General features: G+C 69.4%; 13 protein-coding genes. 8 read left to right on the top strand and 5 right to left on the bottom strand.

Annotated elements, in window-relative coordinates; genetic code table 11:
- Positions 1–69: 69 nt before the first annotated feature.
- The 4 genes from OOT46_RS25045 to OOT46_RS25030 are packed head-to-tail and all read right to left on the bottom strand — an operon-like array spanning position 70 to position 4,811.
- A complete protein-coding gene (locus tag OOT46_RS25045) occupies positions 70–1,293 on the bottom strand; it encodes a M20 family metallopeptidase (RefSeq protein ID WP_265406352.1) in 1,224 nt (407 codons plus the stop codon).
- Positions 1,290–3,056, bottom strand: coding sequence for a 2-oxo-4-hydroxy-4-carboxy-5-ureidoimidazoline decarboxylase (uraD, locus tag OOT46_RS25040; RefSeq protein WP_265406351.1), 1,767 nt, complete (start codon positions 3,054–3,056; stop codon positions 1,290–1,292). Before uraD ends, OOT46_RS25045 begins: the two co-directional genes overlap by 4 nt.
- A gap of 5 nt (positions 3,057–3,061) precedes the next feature.
- The gene (gene puuE, locus OOT46_RS25035) at positions 3,062–4,024 is read right to left on the bottom strand and encodes an allantoinase PuuE (RefSeq protein WP_265406350.1); all 963 of its coding nucleotides are present in this window, start codon (positions 4,022–4,024) and stop codon (positions 3,062–3,064) included.
- A gap of 1 nt (position 4,025) precedes the next feature.
- Entirely contained in the window at positions 4,026–4,811 is a 786-nt protein-coding gene (locus tag OOT46_RS25030; RefSeq protein WP_416136253.1) for a GntR family transcriptional regulator, read from the bottom strand.
- A 93-nt stretch (positions 4,812–4,904) separates the two neighbouring features.
- Between OOT46_RS25030 and OOT46_RS25025 the strand changes: the two genes are divergently transcribed.
- From OOT46_RS25025 to OOT46_RS25000, 5 genes are all read left to right on the top strand, one after another.
- A complete protein-coding gene (locus tag OOT46_RS25025; protein ID WP_265406349.1) occupies positions 4,905–6,128 on the top strand; it encodes a urate hydroxylase PuuD in 1,224 nt (407 codons plus the stop codon).
- A 99-nt stretch (positions 6,129–6,227) separates the two neighbouring features.
- A complete protein-coding gene (locus OOT46_RS25020) occupies positions 6,228–6,506 on the top strand; it encodes a hypothetical protein (protein ID WP_265406348.1) in 279 nt (92 codons plus the stop codon).
- A gap of 73 nt (positions 6,507–6,579) precedes the next feature.
- Positions 6,580–8,304: a DUF692 family multinuclear iron-containing protein gene (locus OOT46_RS30815; RefSeq protein WP_322114291.1), complete on the top strand. Its 1,725-nt coding sequence runs from the start codon at positions 6,580–6,582 to the stop codon at positions 8,302–8,304.
- Between the two features lie 334 nt (positions 8,305–8,638).
- The gene (locus tag OOT46_RS25005) at positions 8,639–8,989 is read left to right on the top strand and encodes a helix-turn-helix domain-containing protein (RefSeq protein ID WP_265406347.1); all 351 of its coding nucleotides are present in this window, start codon (positions 8,639–8,641) and stop codon (positions 8,987–8,989) included.
- Positions 8,986–10,338 (top strand): HipA domain-containing protein, encoded by a 1,353-nt coding sequence (locus OOT46_RS25000; RefSeq protein ID WP_265406346.1) that lies wholly within the window; start codon positions 8,986–8,988, stop codon positions 10,336–10,338. Before OOT46_RS25005 ends, OOT46_RS25000 begins: the two co-directional genes overlap by 4 nt.
- Before the next feature lie 60 nt (positions 10,339–10,398).
- Here OOT46_RS25000 and ppc read toward each other — a convergent pair whose 3' ends face one another.
- Positions 10,399–13,242, bottom strand: coding sequence for a phosphoenolpyruvate carboxylase (ppc, locus tag OOT46_RS24995; RefSeq protein WP_265406345.1), 2,844 nt, complete (start codon positions 13,240–13,242; stop codon positions 10,399–10,401).
- 109 nt (positions 13,243–13,351) lie between these two features.
- Here ppc and hemC point away from each other — a divergent pair, with 109 nt between their 5' ends.
- From hemC to OOT46_RS24980, 3 genes are all read left to right on the top strand, one after another.
- Complete coding sequence (gene hemC / locus OOT46_RS24990) at positions 13,352–14,293, top strand: hydroxymethylbilane synthase (RefSeq protein WP_265406344.1); 942 nt, start codon at positions 13,352–13,354, stop codon at positions 14,291–14,293.
- 186 nt (positions 14,294–14,479) lie between these two features.
- Positions 14,480–15,079, top strand: a complete 600-nt coding sequence (locus OOT46_RS24985; protein ID WP_265406343.1) for a uroporphyrinogen-III synthase — start codon at positions 14,480–14,482, stop codon at positions 15,077–15,079.
- 98 nt (positions 15,080–15,177) lie between these two features.
- A complete protein-coding gene (locus OOT46_RS24980; protein ID WP_265406342.1) occupies positions 15,178–16,299 on the top strand; it encodes a uroporphyrinogen-III C-methyltransferase in 1,122 nt (373 codons plus the stop codon).
- Positions 16,300–16,304 lie beyond the last annotated feature (5 nt).

Raw genomic sequence — 16,304 nt, 5'->3', positions numbered from 1 at the left:
TCAACGACAGAAAGCCGTCAGCCTACATTGCCAAGCTCCATGCACGCGAGGCAGCCGCCCCCGCCTCTCTCAGCTCAACAGCTCATGCAATGTGCGAGCGATCACACGCGTGGCCCTTTGGAGATCGTCCAGCACGATGTGCTCGTCGGCCCGCTTGGCGTTCGACTCCAGCACGCTGCGCGGCCCGGCCCCATAGATCACGGCCGGGATGCCGCGCTCGCAGTAGAGCCGCACGTCGGTGTACAGGGGGCTACCCATCGTCGGGATCGGCTCACCGAACACCGCCTCCGCGTGCTTTTTCAGGGCATGCACCAGCGCTGCGCTGCCCGGCAGCGGCTTCAACGCGTGCGCCAGCAGCAGGCGGCGGATCTCGACCGTGATGCCCGGCACGCCGGCTGCCGCATCGCCGATGACACGCTTGAGCTCGGCCTCGACCTCGACCGGATCCTCCTCTGGGATCATGCGGCGGTCCAACTTGAACACGACCTTGCCGGGCACCACATTCGTGTTGGTGCCGCCCTCGATGCGACCCACGTTGAGATACGGGTGCTCGATGCCGCGCACCGCCGATGTGATCGTGCGGTAGTGCTGGTTGCGCGCATAGAGCGCCTTGAGCAGGGTGAGCGCGCCCTGCAGCGCGTCGACGCCGGTGTGCGGGATCGCGGCATGCGCCATCTTGCCGTGCACCGTGACCTCCATCTGCAGGCAGCCGTTGTGCGCCGTGACGATCTCGTAGCTGAAGCCCGCGGCAATCAGCAGGTCGGGCCGCGTCAGCCCGCGCGCGAGCAGCCAGCCCGGACCCAGCTCGCCACCAAACTCCTCGTCGTAGGTGAAGTGCAGCTCGACCTTCCCCTTGAGCGGCAGCCCCAGCGACTCCAGCGCGCGCACCGCGAAGGTGAAGGTCGCGAAGTCGCTTTTGCTGACCGCGGCGGCACGGCCATAGAGCCGGCCGTCGACGATCTCGCCGCCGTAGGGGTCGTGCGTCCAGCCCTCGCCGGGCGGCACCACGTCGCCGTGCGCGTTGAGCGCGATGGTGCGGCCTTCGCCATACGAGCGCCGCACGATCAGGTTGGTGATCGAGGTGAGGCCGGCAGCCTGCACCTGCGCGTCGGGCACCGGGTGGCGCTCGGCCTCGAAGCCGAAGCCGGCCAGCAGCTCGGCCGTGCGTTCGGCATGCGGCGCGTTGTTGCCGGGCGGCGTGTCGGTCGGCACACGGACGACCTCTTGCAGGAAGCGCAGCTGTTCATCGAAGTGGGCCTCGATCCAGGCGTCGAGGCGCTCGTGCACCTTCATCGTGTCTCCTCGGCCAGCTGCTCCAGCAGCTGCTGAAAGGCCGACACGCAGAGCTGCGCGTCGTCGTTGCTGATGGTCTCCAGCGGGTTGTGGCTGATGCCGGCGTTGCCGCCGCGCAGGAACAGCATGGCCTGCGGCATCACCTGGTGCATCACCATCGCGTCGTGCCCGGCACCGCTGGGCAGCGTGAAGACCGGCAGGCCCAAGGCCGCGACGGCCCGCTCCCAGCGGGCTTGCCAGTGCGGGTCGCTCGGGGCCGCGGCGGCGCGCATGGTTTCCTCGGCCTGCCAGCGCAGGCCGCGCCGCTCGCAGATGGCGGCCAACTCGGCGAGCACGTCGGCGGCCAGGCGGTCGCGCTGGGCATCGGTGGGCGCACGCAGGTCCAGGCTGAAGCTGCAGCGGCCGGGCACCACATTCATCGAGCCGTTGGGCACCTGCAGCATGCCGACGGTGCCGACCGAGTCGCCGTCCTGCGCGGCCCGGCGCTCGACATACAGCAGCAGCTCGGCAACGCCGGCGGCGGCATCGCGGCGCCGGTCCATGGGGGTGGTGCCAGCGTGGCTCGCGACACCGGTGACCTCGCAGAGCAGCCGCACGCTGCCGTTGATCGAGCTGACCACACCCAGCGGCAGGTCCAGCTCGTCGAGCACCGGCCCTTGCTCGATGTGCACCTCGACGAAACCGAGGTAGTCGCCGGGGCGCCGGGCCAGGGTCGGAGCGGCGGCCGGCTCCAGGCCGGCCTGCTGCATGGCTTCGAGCATCGTGATGCCGTCGGCGTCGACCTGCTCCAGCCAGGCCGGGTCGAACTGGCCGATCAGCGTCTCGGACGACAGGAAGGCGGCCTTGTAGCGCTGGCCTTCCTCCTCCGAAAACGCGACCACCTCGATGCCGAAGGGCAGCCGGCGCCCGGCGCGGTGCAGCGCGGCCACGCAGGCCATCGGCACCAGGATGCCGAGGCGGCCGTCGTACTTGCCACCGTTGCGCACCGTGTCGTAGTGCGAGCCGGTGAGCAACCGCTTGGCCGTCAGCTCGGCCCCATGGTAGACCCCGACCACGTTGCCGACCGCGTCGATGTGCACCGCGTCAAAGCCGCTCTCGGACATCCAGGCCGACAGCTGCGCCGCACAGGCGCGGTGGGCCGGGGTCAGGTAGGTCACGGTGAGCTGCCCGGCCGCGGCGGCGTCGCTGTGCACCGCCAGTTGCTCGGCCCAGTCCCAGACCTGGTTGCCCAGCGCAGGGACGACATCGAAACGCTCGTCGAGCCGGATCTCGGCAATGCGGTGGATGTGGCGCAGGCACTCGGCGAACTCGAAGTCGGGGTGACCGGCCAGGCGCCGCTCGAAGGTCTCGATGATCTGGCGGCGGCTCAAGCCGGTGCCGCGCGGCCCACGCACCGCGAGGATGAAAGGCCAGCCGAAGCGGAGCGTGTAATCGGTGTTGAGGCGCTGCAGGGTGTCGAATTCCTCCCGGCTGCAGTGCGTCAGCCCCGCGCGCGCCTGCTCGCCGGTGGACTCGGCGGTCAGCTCACCGGCGACGGCCGCCTTGCCGGCGAGTTCGGGGTGGGCCCGGATCAGCGCCAGCTGGCGTTCGCGGCCCGCCCCGCGCACCACCTCGACCAGGGCGCGCTTGAGCTGGGCCAGCGTCCGGAACGGCCGCGCGGGCGCGGCTTCGGCTGCGATCCACGGCGAGTGTTCGTAGATGCCCTCGAGCAAGGCAGTGAACTCGGCAGGGGTCGCGGCGTTGAGCCGCTCCAGCGTCAGCATGTCGTTCAGCTCCAGACGAAAGCCGTCGCCGGGTCGAAGGGGTGCACCTGCTGCCAGTGGCGCGCGATGTCGATGCGGCGCGTGATCCAGACCCGGTCGTGCGACTCGATGTGGTCGAGGAACTTCAGCAGCGCCTTGAAACGGCCCGGCCGTCCCAGCAGCCGGCAGTGCATGCCGACCGACATCATCTTCGGCGCTTCGTCGCCCTCGGCGTACAGCACGTCGAAAGTGTCGCGCAGATAGGTGAAGAAGTCCTCGCCATGGACATAACCCTGGGGCAGCGAGAAGCGCATGTCGTTGACGTCCAGCGTGTAAGGCACCACCAGATGGGGCACCAGGCGGCCGTCGCCGGTGCGCACCTGCAGCCACAGTGGCAGGTCGTCGCCGTAGTAGTCACTGTCGTAGGCGAAGCCGCCGTGCTCGACCACCAGCCGGCGCGTGTTGGGGCTGTCGCGGCCGGTGTACCAGCCCAGTGCCTGCTCGCCGGTCAGCTGCTCGATGATCCGCAAACCGAGGCGCAGGTGCTCGCGCTCCTGAGCTTCGTCCATGCCCTGGTAGTGGATCCAGCGCCAGCCGTGGCAGGCGATCTCGTGGCCCAGCTCGACGAAGGCGCGGGTCAGCTCGGGATGGCGTTGCAAGGCCATCGAGACACCGAACACGGTCAGCGGCAGGGCGCGTCTCTCGAACTCCTTGAGGATGCGCCAGACGCCCGCTCGCGAGCCGTATTCGTAGATCGACTCCATGCTGAGGTGGCGCGCCGGGTAGGCGGCCGGGTTGAACATCTCGGAGAGGAACTGCTCGCTGCCGGCGTCGCCGTGCAGCACCGAGTTCTCGCCGCCTTCCTCGTAGTTGAGCACGAACTGCACCGCGATGCGGGCCTTGCCGGGCCAGGCGGCGTGGGGCGGGTGCTCGCCGTAGCCGATCAGGTCGCGGGGGTAGGGGGTGGGGCTGGGAGAGGGCAGGGTCATGTCAATCCTGGGGCAGCAGCGCGGCCTCGAGATCGGGCACGCGGGGGTCGAGGCGCAGGTTGCGTTCGACGTTCTGGAGGTGGTCTTCGAGCAGGCGCACCGCCGCGCGCGCGTCGCGCTTCTCCAGCGCGTCGACGATGGCGACGTGTTCCTCGAAGGAGTGCTCGGCCGAATGGGCCGACTGGTACATCAGCGAGATCAACGAACTCCGCGAGACCAGGTCCTGCAGCATCTCCGCCAGCACCTCGTTGCCCAGCAGCCGCGCCAGCACCACGTGGAAGTCGGCCAGCAGCCGGGTGCGGCCCGAGACGTCGGTGCGCTGCACCGCGGCCTGCTCGCGCTTGAGGTGTTCGCGCAGCTCGGCCACCTGGGCGGGGGTGATCTGGGCCACCAGGCGGCGCATCATGCCGGCCTCCAGCAGCTGGCGCACCTCGAAGACCTGGCGTGCCTCGGCCACGCTGGGCTGCGCGACAAAGGCCCCGCGCGCCGGCTCCAAGGTCACCAGGCGGTCGCGGCTCAGCTGGTTGAGGGCCTGCCGCACCAGGGTGCGCGAGACCTTGAAGATGTCGGCGATCTTCTGCTCGGCCAGCTTGGTGCCCGGCATCAGGCGGCGCTCGACGATGGCGGTGGTGATGGACTCGACGATGCGCTGCGTCATGTTCTGCGCCGCCGCGCTGCCGCCCGGCTCGAGCCGGCTGGCGGCCTGGGTGCTGGCGCGTGGCCGCGACGGGGAGGTCTTCCTGGCGGCGCTGCCGGGGCGGGCCGGCTTGGGCTGGGTGGGGGGCATGAAAAAACAGACGTGGATGGCCGGTTCCGCTGAAACTGTATACACTTTTTGTATGGACGCCAATGGCCGGCGTGCGTACAACACCTCCTCGGCATGGACCTCTCTTCCTACCTGCTCGATTGGGCCAACCTGCTGCTGCGCTGGGTCCATGTGATCACGGCCATCGCCTGGGTCGGCTCGTCCTTCTATTTCGTCTTCCTCGACAACAGCCTGACGCGGCCGAGCGCGCCCGACCTGAAGGCCAAGGGCGTCGACGGCGAACTGTGGGCGGTGCACGGCGGCGGCTTCTACCACCCGCAGAAATACCTCGTCGCGCCGCCCCAGCTGCCCGAGCACCTGCACTGGTTCTACTGGGAGAGCTATTCGACCTGGCTGACCGGCTTTGGGCTCTTCACGGTGCTCTACCTCTTCAACGCCGGCACCTTCCTGGTCGACAAGAGCGTGCTGGACTGGTCCCCCACGGTTGCGGCGGCCACGGCGCTGGCCTTCCTGGCCGCGTTCTGGGTGGTCTACGACGGGATATGCCGCGTCTTCGGGCAGGGCGACAAGGGCGACCTGGTGGTCGGCGCGCTGGTGTTCGGCGCGGTCGTGCTGGCGTCCTGGCTGGCCTGCGAGCTGTTTGCCGGTCGGGCCGCCTTCCTGCTCGTCGGCGCCATGATGGCCACGGCAATGAGCGCCAACGTCTTCTTCTGGATCATCCCCGGGCAGCGCAAGGTGATCGCGCAGATGAAGGCGGGGCAGCCGGTCGATCCGGTGCATGGCAGACGCGGCAAGCAGCGCAGCGTGCACAACACCTATTTCACCTTGCCGGTGCTGTTCGCGATGCTCAGCAACCATTACGGCTTCACCTATGGGCACGAGCACAACTGGCTGGTGCTGGTGCTGATGATGCTGGCCGGCGCGCTGATCCGCCACGCCTTCGTCGCCCGGCACAAGGCCAGGGTGCAGGGCCGACGTGCGCCGTGGCACTACGCGGTGGCGGGCTGCCTGCTGCTGGTCGGCGTGATGGTCTGGATCGCCCCGGCGCCGGCTCCTGCGCTGGCCGCCGCCGAGCCGGTGCGCTTCGAGCAGGTGGAGGCGGTGCTGGGGCAGCGCTGCCTGGTGTGCCATAACGCCCAGCTGCAGAGCAAAAACATCGGGCTGCACACCCCCGAGCTGGTCGCTCGCAACGCCCAGTCGCTGTACCAGCAGGCCGTCGTTGCGCGCACGATGCCGCTGAACAACGCGACCGGCATCACCGAGGAGGAGCGGGCGCTGCTCGGTCGCTGGTACCGGCAAGGGGCGTCGACCGCGTCCACGCCACGCCAAAAAAAATAGCGCGGCGCGTGTAAGGTCCGTCACGCATCTCCGACCAACGAAGGTCCGCGGCCACTTTCAAGCCGCGGCTCTTTCTCAACCCAAGCTCGGAGATCCGACATGTCATTCAAGACCACTTCTGCCTTCCTTTTTGCTGCCAGCACCCTGGCCCTCGCCTCGGCGGCGGGTGCAGCCGAGACGCCCCAGGGAGCGTCGGGCAAGGCGGTGGCCGCCGGCGACACGGTGCACTGCTACAACGTTCATGAGTGCAAGGGCAACAGCGACTGCAAGACGGCCGAGCATGGCTGCAAAGGGCAGAACGGCTGCAAGGGGCATGGCTTCAAGGCCATGAGTGCGAAGGCCTGTCTCGACAAGAAGGGCACGATCGGCGACCTCTGATCGCTGGCCGTCCAGCTCCCCGGTGCTGCCGCACCGGGGCTTTTCGTCCACTGGCCGGTCGAGAGACAAACTCATGCACGATAGCCTGCCCGCCCGCGGCCCTGCCGGGCGACCTTCGCCCGGCTTCGGCCTCGGGCTGAGACCCACCCACTATGCCGACTTCCTGGCCAGTTCCCAGCCGGTGGACTGGCTCGAGGTGATCACGGACAACTTTCTGGTCGCCGGCGGCAAGCCGCTGAAGCTGCTCGATGGCTTCCGGCGCGACTACCCGATCGCCCTGCACGGTGTCGGGATGTCGCTCGGCTCCGCCGATGGCCTGAGCCGGAGTTACCTGAAGCAAGTGAAGGCCCTGGCCGATCGAATCGAAGCGATGTGGATCTCGGACCATTTGTGCTGGACCGGGCCCACCGGTCAATCGCTGCACGACCTCTATCCGGTCCCGTACACCGAAGAGTGCGCCCGCCTGCTCGTGGCCCACATCGAACAAGCGCAGGAGGTGCTGGGGCGCCGGCTGGTGGTGGAGAACGTATCGAGCTACCTGCGCCACGTCGACTCCGGCACCACCGAGTGGGAGTTCCTGGCCTATGTCGCGCGCGAGGCGGATTGTGAGCTGCTGGTGGACGTCAACAACGTTTACGTGAGCAGCGTCAATCATGGCTTCGATCCCATCGACTACCTGCGTGGCCTGCCGCCCGAGCGGGTGCGCCAGATCCACTTGGCGGGCCACTCCGTAGAAGGCGAGTTCATCGTCGACACCCATGACCACCCGGTGTCTCCTGCCGTCTGGTCGCTCTATGGTGAAGCCTGTGCGCTGTACGGGCCGACGGCGACCATGATCGAGCGCGACGACCACATCCCGGACCTGAACGAGCTGCTGGCCGAGCTGGGGCAAGCCCGCTCACTCGCGGCTGCCGCGGTCCCTGTCGCAAGGGCCGCGCATCGCGAGTTTCAGGAGACCCGCCCTATCACCCCGGGTTGCGTTTCAAAGGCCGAAGCCGCGACCGCTGTGGCTCTGACCGCTGATGTGCGGTCGACCTTGAACGCGCGCCAGCAACTGCTGACCGCCCTGGTCCTGAGCGACATGCTGCCGGCCGTCGTGCCGCCCGACTTCGAAACGCCTGGCCCTTTGCCCGCGCGCCGCGGCCTGGAGATCTACCACGGCGGCTACCGCGCTCGATTGAGCGAGGTCCTGGCCGATCACTATCCCAAGGCCGTGCGCTACGTGGGGAGCGAGTATTTCAATGCACTGGCGCACCGTTACGTCGAAGGCCATGTGCCCGAGGGCCGGCATCTCGGCCGCTATGGCGACCGCTTCCCGCAGTGGCTGGCGGAGATCCACCCGGAGCACCCGGTGTTGCGCGAGCTGGCTGAGCTCGAGTGGGCCTTGCGCACCGCGTTCGACGAGGTGGACGCCAAAGCCTGGGACCTGCGGAGGATCGAGACGGAGGGCAGCCAGGCTTGCCTGGAGCAATGGCCGGTGCTGCACCCCAGCCTGCGTTTTCTTTCTCAGCAAACCAATGCAGTCGCCATCTGGAAAGCGATAGCGGACGATGTCGACGTCCCGGAGGCGGTGTTGCGCGACGCCCCGCTCTCGCTGGTGGTGTGGCGGCAGGGTGTGCAGCCCTGTTTCAGGACCCTGCTGCCCGATGAATTCGAGTTCTTGAAAGCCCTGGGCACGCCGGGGCACAGCATTGCAAGGGAGGTCGAGCGGCAGCTGTCTTGCGGGAGCCTCGGCGACCCTGGCATTCTGGCCGGCTGGCTGCACGAGTGGTGGGCCGGGGAGCTGCTCGCCGGCTGAGCGGCGACAGCGTCATGAGCCACGCCCGGCCGCCCGAAGGGGCTCGCACCGCAGTGCGTAGCACGGAGGTTATCCAATGAGCCCACGCCGGCGCCGCCGCCCAGCGCCTGGTGGAGCGCTACCTGGGTCAGCAGCCGGTCCTGTGCAGTCGGGCACGGCGGTCCCCAGCCCGTGGCCGGAACGAGCCGGCCGCGAGTTGTGACCGCACAAGTCCTGCAATAGCCAGTTTTTAGAGCACCGCCTGCGCCTGGTTCTGGAAAATACGAGAATCCAAGGAGTTTTCGAGGAATGAACGGGCCTCACTGCTATATTCCTGAAAACCCAGGATAAATGGATGCGGCGAGTCACCCCTACGCCCCGACCGGCTGACCCTCTCGTCTCCGATGCCGTCGCGTTCGGCGTGGCCGTCCGCGCTGCGCGGACGGCGAGCGGCCTGACACTGGCCGACGCGGCGGCCGCGCTGGGCATTGCCAAACAGACGCTTTCCGACCTTGAAACGGCGCGCGCGTCGGTGGGCTTGGCGACGGCATTGAAGGCGGCACGGGAGCTCGGTGTGACGATCTTTGCGGTGCCGTCCAGCGAACGTGAGCCGGCGCGCAGAGCCCTCCTCGGCACTGGCGCAAGCGCTGAAAGCGACAACGCCGGTGTCTCGGGAGCGGCCTCGACGCAGCCGGGCCGGCCATGACACGCTTGCAGGTGTGGATGGACCGGGACCTCGTCGGGCACCTGTCGCACGACCTCGCGAGCAACCGTTTCAGCTTCGAGTACACGGCGCAGTGGAAGGCCGATGCGCGACGATTTCCGCTCAGTCCGCGGCTGCCGCTGGTGCGCGATCCGGCGCAGACCGACGAGTGGCACAGCACCGAGGTGCGGCAGTTCTTCGAAAACCTGCTGCCCGAAGGCCAGGCCCTGGACGACGCAGCCCAGGCCAACGGCCTCTCCAAGGCCAACCTGATCGGCCTGGTCATCGCGCTTGGCCGGGAAACCTCGGGCGCGCTGCGCATCTTGGTCGAGTCCCCGGGCGATCCGGCCATCCAGATCGATGCCGACGAGGGAGAGACGCTGCGGCCGCTGTCGCGGGAGGAGCTATCGCAGCGGATCCGCCAACGCAGTGAGATCCCGTTCTCGGTATGGGACGGCAAGGTGCGGCTGTCGATTGCCGGCTACCAGGACAAGCTCGCGGTCTACGAGCGCGACGCTCGCTGGTTCCTGGTCGATGGTCCGGACCTGGCGTCGACGTGGATCCTCAAGCCGGCGCCGACGCGGCCCCAACTGGCCCATCTGCCGGCCAACGAATACTTCTGCATGCAGCTGGCGTGGCGGGCGGGCTTGCCGGTGGCGGCAACACGCTTGGTGCACGTCCCCGAGCCGGTGCTGCTGGTGCAGCGTTTCGACCGGGCCGACCCCGGCGAGCGAGTGCAACGCTTGCATGTGATCGACGGCTGCCAGGCGCTGGGCCTCGGGGTGGGCATGAAATACGAGCGCCCCTACGGCGACCGTCCGGAGGTCCGGAACATCCGCGGCGGCGCGAGTTTTTCAAAGCTCTTCGCGCTGACCGGCATGAGCCCGACGCCGGCGGTCGAGCGCCTGGCGCTGCTGCGTTGGGTGCTGTTTCAGGTGTTGATCGGCAACACCGATGCACATGGAAAGAACCTGTCGTTCTTTTGCGCGGTGGACGGTCTGCGCCTGGCGCCGGCGTATGACCTCGTGTGCATGCCAGCGCTGGGCGACGACGCGCTGGGTGAGACCTATGCGATGGCCATCGGCGACGCATTCAGCGAAAGCGAGATCACGCCGTTCGAGTGGGCCTCGTTCGCGAAGGCTTGCGGTCTGCCTCGGCGCCTGGTGTCGCAGCAACTGGGCCGGCTCACGGCTCGCCTGCTCGACGCACTGCCCCAGGTCGGCGATGACGCCCGCAAGGTCGGCGTACCGGACCCGGTCATCCAGGCGGTCGCCGCCGCCGTCGAGCCCGTCTGTCGCCGGCATCTGGCGATGGCACCGGCGATCGCGCGGGCGCGCGACGCCGACCTTTGAAGCGGCCTTCCCGGCGGCTGCTGACGATGACCGGGGCCGAGGACGGAAGCCCGCGCCGGCTCAGCCGGTATTTCGCAAGCCCGCCGCCACGCCGTTGATCGAGATGTGGATGCCGCGCTGCACGCGCTCGCTGACCTCGCCGCTTTCCTTCTGCTGCCGGTAGCGGCGCATCAGCTCGACCTGCAGGTGGTTGAGCGGGTCGAGGTAGGGAAAACGGTGCTCGATCGAGCGGGCCAGCGCCGGGTTGGAGGCCAGGCGCTGCTTCTCGCCGGTGATCTGCTCCAGCGCGTCGTGGGTGCGCTGCCACTCGGCCTGGATGGCGGTGAAGATCTTCTTGCCCAGGCGCTTGTCCTCGACCAGCTCGACATACCGGGTCGCCAGGCCCAGGTCGCTCTTGGCCAGCACCATGTCCATGTTGGAGAGCAGGGTGCGGAAGAAGGGCCACTGCTTGTGCATCTTCTGCAGCAGTGCCAGGCGCTCCTTGCGCTCCGTGCCGCCGCCAGCCAGGAAGGCCTCGACCGCCGAGCCGAAGCCGAACCATCCGGGTAGCGCCACCCGGCACTGGCCCCATGAGAAGCCCCAGGGGATGGCCCGCAGGTCCTCGATCGCGCGGCTGGCCTTGCGCGAGGCCGGGCGCGAGCCGATGTTCAGCTCGGCGATCTCGCGGATGGGTGTCGCGGCGAAGAAGTAGTCGGTGAAGCCCGGGGTCTCGTAGACCAGCTTGCGGTAGGCCGACATGCTGGCGTCCGACAGCTCGTGGGCCGCTTGCAGGAAGGCCTTGGGCGCGCTTTTGGTCGGGTGCAGCAGCGTGGCTTCCAGGGTCGCGGCGACCAGGGTCTCCAGGTTGCGGCGGCCGATCTCGGGGTTGGCGTACTTGGAGGCGATCACCTCGCCCTGCTCGGTCAGGCGGATCTGGCCGTTCACGGTGCCGGGAGGCTGGGCCAGGATGGCCTGGTAGCTCGGGCCGCCGCCGCGCCCGACGGTGCCGCCGCGACCGTGGAACAGACGCAGGGTCAGGCCGTGCTCGGCGCGCAGGGCGTCGAACAGCTCCACCAGCGCGATCTCGGCGCGGTAGAGCTCCCAGTTGCTGGTGAAAAAACCGCCGTCCTTGTTGCTGTCGCTGTAGCCCAGCATGATGTCCTGCTCGGCGCCCGAGCGCTTGACCAGCTCGAGGATGCCGGGCAGGGCGTAGAAGTCGCGCATGATGGGCGCGGCATTGCGCAGGTCGCCGATGGTCTCGAACAGCGGCACCACGATCAGGTCGGCCACCGCGTGTTCGTCCAGCGTGCCGCGCATCAAGCCGGCTTCCTTCTGCAGCAGCAGCACTTCGAGGAGGTCGCTGACCGTCTCGGTGTGGCTGATGATGTAGTGCTTGATCGAGGCCGGGCCGAACAGCTCGCGCATGACGCGGGCCTGCTCGAAGATCGCCAGCTCGCTTTCGGCCAGCTCCGAGTAGGTGGCGCCGCGCACGCGCAGCGGACGGGCGTCGTCGAGCAGGCGCAGCAAGAGGGCCTGCTTGTCCGCTTCCGAGAGCTCGCTGTAGGCCTTCTCGACCTTGGCGAGCGCGAGCAGCTCGGCGAGCACGGCCTCGTGCTTGTCCGAGCTCTGGCGCAGATCGACGGTGGCGAGGTGGAAGCCGAACACCTGGACCGCACGCATCAGCGGGCGCAGCCGGGTGCCGGCCAGCGCGGCGCCGTGGTGGGAGTTCAGCGAGGCCTCGATCACGCGCAGGTCGGCCAGCAGTTCATCGGGCGACCGGTAGGGTTCCGAGGGCGCGACCGCGTGCCGCAAGGCCTCGGTGCCGGTCAGCGCGTGCAGTGTGCCGGCCAGGCGCGAGTAGATGCCGATCAGCGCACGCCGGTAGGGTTCGTCGCGGCGGTGCTCGCTCCTGTCGGGCGAGCGCTCGGCAAGCGCCTGCATCTCGGGTGTCACCTCGACCAGCAGGGCCGAGATGGACAGCTCGGCGCCCAGCTCGTGCACCTCGGTCAGGTAGAAGCGCAGCGCGGTTTCGCTCTGGGCACGCAGGGCCAGCTGCAAGGTGTCGGCGGTGACGTTGGGGTTGCCGTCACGGTCGCCGCCGATCCAGTTGCCCATGCGGAAGAAGGGCGCGATCTCGAAGCCCGGCAGCGAGTGCTCCAGCTCGCGGTAGAGCCGCGGGATCTGGCGCAGGAAGGTGGCGTGGTAGTAGCTCAGCGCGTTTTCGATCTCGTTGGCGACGGTGAGCTTGGAATAGCGCAGCATGCGCGTCTGCCACAGCTGGGTGACGCGGGCCCGCAGCAGGGCCTCGTTCTCGTCGCGCTCGCGCTGGCTGTGCAACTCGTCGCGCTGGTCGATCAGCTCGGCCACCGCGCGCTCGGCGTCGAGGATGGACTTGCGCTGCACCTCGGTCGGGTGCGCGGTGAGCACCGGCGAGATGTAGGCGTGCTGCAAGGTGCGCGCGACCTCGTCGGCGCGGATGTCCTTCTGCGCCAGCCGCTCCAGGGTCATCGCCAGCGAGCCTTCCTGCAGGTGGCCCTGGGCCTCGTGGTGCTCGCGGCGGCGCACATGGTGGCGATCCTCGGCGATATTGGCGAGGTGCGAGAAGTAGCTGAAGGCGCGGATCACCGAGACGGTCTGGTCGCCGCTCAGGTTCTTCAGCAGCCGGTCCAGCGCCTTGCCGGCCTGGGCGTCGCGCTTCAGGCGGTAGGCCACCGAGAGCTGGCGGATGCGCTCGATCAGATCGAAGGCCGCGCTGCCTTCCTGCTCACGGATCACGTCGCCCAGGATGCGGCCGAGCAGACGGATGTCCTCCACCAGCGGGCGGTTCTTCTCGGCGGCCTCATCGCGCGCCCGGACGGCGGCGGAGACCGCGCGACGCGGGGGCTGGGAAGCAGGTGGGGCGGCAGGGCGGGCGGCGCGCGGCATGGGTTACCTCGGTGAGGGGCGGGTTGGTAACTAAATTACAAACCCGTGATGGTAGCACCGTGATCCCCTGTGTCGCGGGCCGGTACGGCTCGGGTAGCATCCGCCCATCATGACGAGCATTACAAGTGCACCCTGGGTGATTGCCACCCGCGAGAGCCGCCTGGCCCTGTGGCAGGCCCACCATGTGCAGGCCCTGCTGCAGCAGCGTTTCGGCCGCACGGTCGAGCTGCTGGGCATGACCACGCGCGGCGACCAGATCCTCGACCGTTCGTTGTCCAAGGTGGGCGGCAAAGGCCTGTTTGTGAAGGAGCTGGAGGTCGCGCTCGAAGAGGGGCGTGCCCACCTCGCGGTGCACTCGCTCAAGGACGTGCCGATGGAGCTGCCGGCCGGCTTCGAACTGGCCGCTGTGCTGGAGCGCGAGGACCCGTGCGATGCGTTCGTCTCGCCGCGCCATGCGTCGCTGGAGGACCTGCCCCACGGTGCGGTGGTGGGCACCTCCAGCCTGCGTCGCGTGGTGCAGCTGCGCTCTCGGCGTCCCGACCTGCGCATCGAGCCGCTGCGCGGCAACCTCGACACCCGGCTGCGCAAGCTCGACGAGGGGCAGTACGACGCCATCGTGCTCGCGGCCGCCGGCCTCAAGCGCCTTGGCCTGGGCGAGCGCATCCGGCAGGTCTTCGATGCGTCGCTGATGATCCCGGCCGCCGGCCAGGGTGCACTGGGCATCGAGGTCCGCACCGAGCAGGCCGAGCTGCGCGAGCGGCTCGCCGCCCTGATCCACCGGCCCACCTGGCTGGCGACCCTGGCGGAGCGTGCGGTCTCGCGCGAGCTGGGTGGCAGCTGCAGCGTGCCGCTGGCAGCGCACGGCCAGTGGCGCGGCGAGCGCCTGGAGCTGACCGCCGCGATCGGCGACCCGGCCCGGCCCGAGCAGCCGCTGCTGCAGGCCCAGGCCGGCGGCGCAATCGACAGCGCCGAGGCGGCCGAGGCGCTCGGCCGGTCGGCGGCCGCGATGCTGCGCGAGCAGGGGGCCGACCGCATCCTGTCCAGCTTGTGACGATGAAAGTGCTGGTGACGCGACCGGAGGCACAGGCTCGTGTGTGGGTCGAGCAGTTGCGCGGCCGCGGTTTCGACGCCGAGTCGCTGCCGCTGATCGGCATTGCCGCTGCCCCCGATCCGGCCGCCGTTGCCGCCGCCTGGCGGCAGCTCGGCAGCTGCCAGGCGGCCGTGTTCGTCAGCCCCAATGCGGCCGAGCGGTTTTTTTGCCGCCCGGCCGGACGGCGCAGCCTGGCCGGCCGGCGTGCTGGCGGCGACGCCGGGGCCGGGGACCGACGCGGCTCTGGAGGCCGCCGGCGTCGCAGCGCAGTGGCGGGTGCAGCCGGCCGCGGATGCGGCGCAGTTCGATTCCGAGTCCTTGTGGCTGCAGCTGCAGCAGCGGTCCTGGTCCGGGGTGCGGGTGTTGATCGTGCGCGGCGATGGCGGACGCGACTGGCTCGCCGAGCGCCTCAGACAGGCCGGCGCCGAGGTCGACTTCGTCTCGGCCTACCGCCGCGAGGCGCCGCGCCTGGACGAGGGCCAGCAGCGCCTGCTGCGCGAGGCCGTTGCGCAGCCGGATCGACACCTGTGGTTCTTCAGCAGCTCGGAAGCGGTCGACCATCTGGAGGCCTGCTGTCGCGACCTGGATTTGCGAGCCGACTGGCGCGGCAGCCGCGCACTCGCCACCCACCCGCGCATCGCAGCCCGTGCCGAACGGCTGGGCTGCGGCCATGTCCTTGAGGTCCGGCCCTCGCTGGAAGCGGTCTCGGCCGGCATCACGCGCTCTATACAATGCCTCGCACCGTGAGTGACACCTCTGCCTCCCTCCCTCCGCCGGCGGGCGACACCCCCGTGCCGCCACCACCGCCCACGCCCGTGCCGAGCCCGGCACCGGTGTACACCCCCATGCCTCCGATCACCAAGAGTCCTTCGCCTGCGCCTGCGCCCGCCGCACCGAGCCACGGTTCGGGGCGCGGCCTGATCTGGACCGCCGGCGCCGGCCTGCTGGTGATCTGTGGGGCCAGCCTGGTGCTGGCCTACCAGGCGCACCAGCGGGTGCAGAGCCTGGCCCAGCAACTGGTGCAGCGCCAGGAGAACAGCCAGGACCAGGCCAACGAAGCCCGCACGCTGGCCCGCGACGCGCAGGACATCGCGCGCGACGCGGGCGCCAAGGTGGCGCTGCTGGATGCACGCCTGGCCGAGGTGGCGCTGCAGCGCGGCCAGCTCGATGAACTGATGATGTCGCTGTCGCGCTCGCGGGACGAGAACCTCGTGGTGGACATCGATTCCAGCCTGAGGCTGGCGGTGCAGCAGGCCGTCGTGACCGGCAGCGCCGAGCCGATGGTCGCCGCGCTGCGTGCCGCCGACGAGCGGCTGCAGCGTGTCAACCAGCCGCGGCTGGAGGGCGTGCGCCGCGCCATCGCGCGCGACCTGGAGCGGGTGCGCTCGGTCGGCGTGGCCGATGTCTCGGCGCTGGTGATCCGGCTCGACGAGGCGGTGCGCATCATCGACGAGCTGCCGCTGGTCTCGTCGCAGCAGGGCGTGACCGCCCCCGCCCCGGCGCCTGCTGCTTCCTCACCCATTCCGACGTCCGGAGCCAGGGCCGCCGGCAAGCGGATGGCGGCCTCGGCCCCGGCAGACCCGCCGCCACCGGCGCCGGAGGCGCCGTGGTGGCAGCGGGCCGCCGGCACGGTCTGGGACGAGGTGCGCTCGCTGGTGCGGGTGACCCGCATCGACCGTCCCGAGGCCATGCTGATCGCTCCCGAACAGGGATTTTTCCTGCGCGAGAACCTCAAGCTGCGGCTGCTCAATGCGCGGCTGGCGCTGCTGAGCCGCCAGTTCGAGACGGTGCAGTCCGACCTGCAGAGCGCGCAACAGGCCCTGGACCGCTACTTCGACCACGGCTCGCGCCGCTGGGTGCTGGTCGACGAGCAGGTGCGCCAGGTGATGGCGCAGGCGCGCCAGTCCAGCGTGCCGCGTCCCGACGAGAGCTTCACGGCGCTCGCGGCCGCGGCGGCGGGGCGTTGAACGGG

The organism is Aquabacterium sp. A7-Y, from assembly GCF_026153205.1.
GTDB lineage: Bacteria > Pseudomonadota > Gammaproteobacteria > Burkholderiales > Burkholderiaceae_C > Caldimonas.
Note: the sequence above shows the minus strand (reverse complement) of the source record. Positions and strands in the feature narration are given on the sequence as shown.

What these genes read in the sequence shown, in the direction of transcription:
- OOT46_RS25045 (WP_265406352.1), bottom strand. Translation starts at nt 1,293, where the DNA reads ATGAAGGTGCACGAGCGCCTCGACGCCTGGATCGAGGCCCACTTCGAT.
- OOT46_RS25030 (WP_416136253.1), bottom strand. Translation starts at nt 4,811, where the DNA reads ATGCCCCCCACCCAGCCCAAGCCGGCCCGCCCCGGCAGCGCCGCCAGG.
- puuE (WP_265406350.1), bottom strand. Translation starts at nt 4,024, where the DNA reads ATGACCCTGCCCTCTCCCAGCCCCACCCCCTACCCCCGCGACCTGATC.
- hemC (WP_265406344.1), top strand. Translation starts at nt 13,352, where the DNA reads ATGACGAGCATTACAAGTGCACCCTGGGTGATTGCCACCCGCGAGAGC.
- OOT46_RS25005 (WP_265406347.1), top strand. Translation starts at nt 8,639, where the DNA reads ATGCGGCGAGTCACCCCTACGCCCCGACCGGCTGACCCTCTCGTCTCC.
- uraD (WP_265406351.1), bottom strand. Translation starts at nt 3,056, where the DNA reads ATGCTGACGCTGGAGCGGCTCAACGCCGCGACCCCTGCCGAGTTCACT.
- OOT46_RS30815 (WP_322114291.1), top strand. Translation starts at nt 6,580, where the DNA reads ATGCACGATAGCCTGCCCGCCCGCGGCCCTGCCGGGCGACCTTCGCCC.
- ppc (WP_265406345.1), bottom strand. Translation starts at nt 13,242, where the DNA reads ATGCCGCGCGCCGCCCGCCCTGCCGCCCCACCTGCTTCCCAGCCCCCG.
- OOT46_RS24985 (WP_265406343.1), top strand. Translation starts at nt 14,480, where the DNA reads ATGCGGCCGAGCGGTTTTTTTGCCGCCCGGCCGGACGGCGCAGCCTGG.
- OOT46_RS25025 (WP_265406349.1), top strand. Translation starts at nt 4,905, where the DNA reads ATGGACCTCTCTTCCTACCTGCTCGATTGGGCCAACCTGCTGCTGCGC.
- OOT46_RS25020 (WP_265406348.1), top strand. Translation starts at nt 6,228, where the DNA reads ATGTCATTCAAGACCACTTCTGCCTTCCTTTTTGCTGCCAGCACCCTG.
- OOT46_RS25000 (WP_265406346.1), top strand. Translation starts at nt 8,986, where the DNA reads ATGACACGCTTGCAGGTGTGGATGGACCGGGACCTCGTCGGGCACCTG.
- OOT46_RS24980 (WP_265406342.1), top strand. Translation starts at nt 15,178, where the DNA reads ATGCCTCCGATCACCAAGAGTCCTTCGCCTGCGCCTGCGCCCGCCGCA.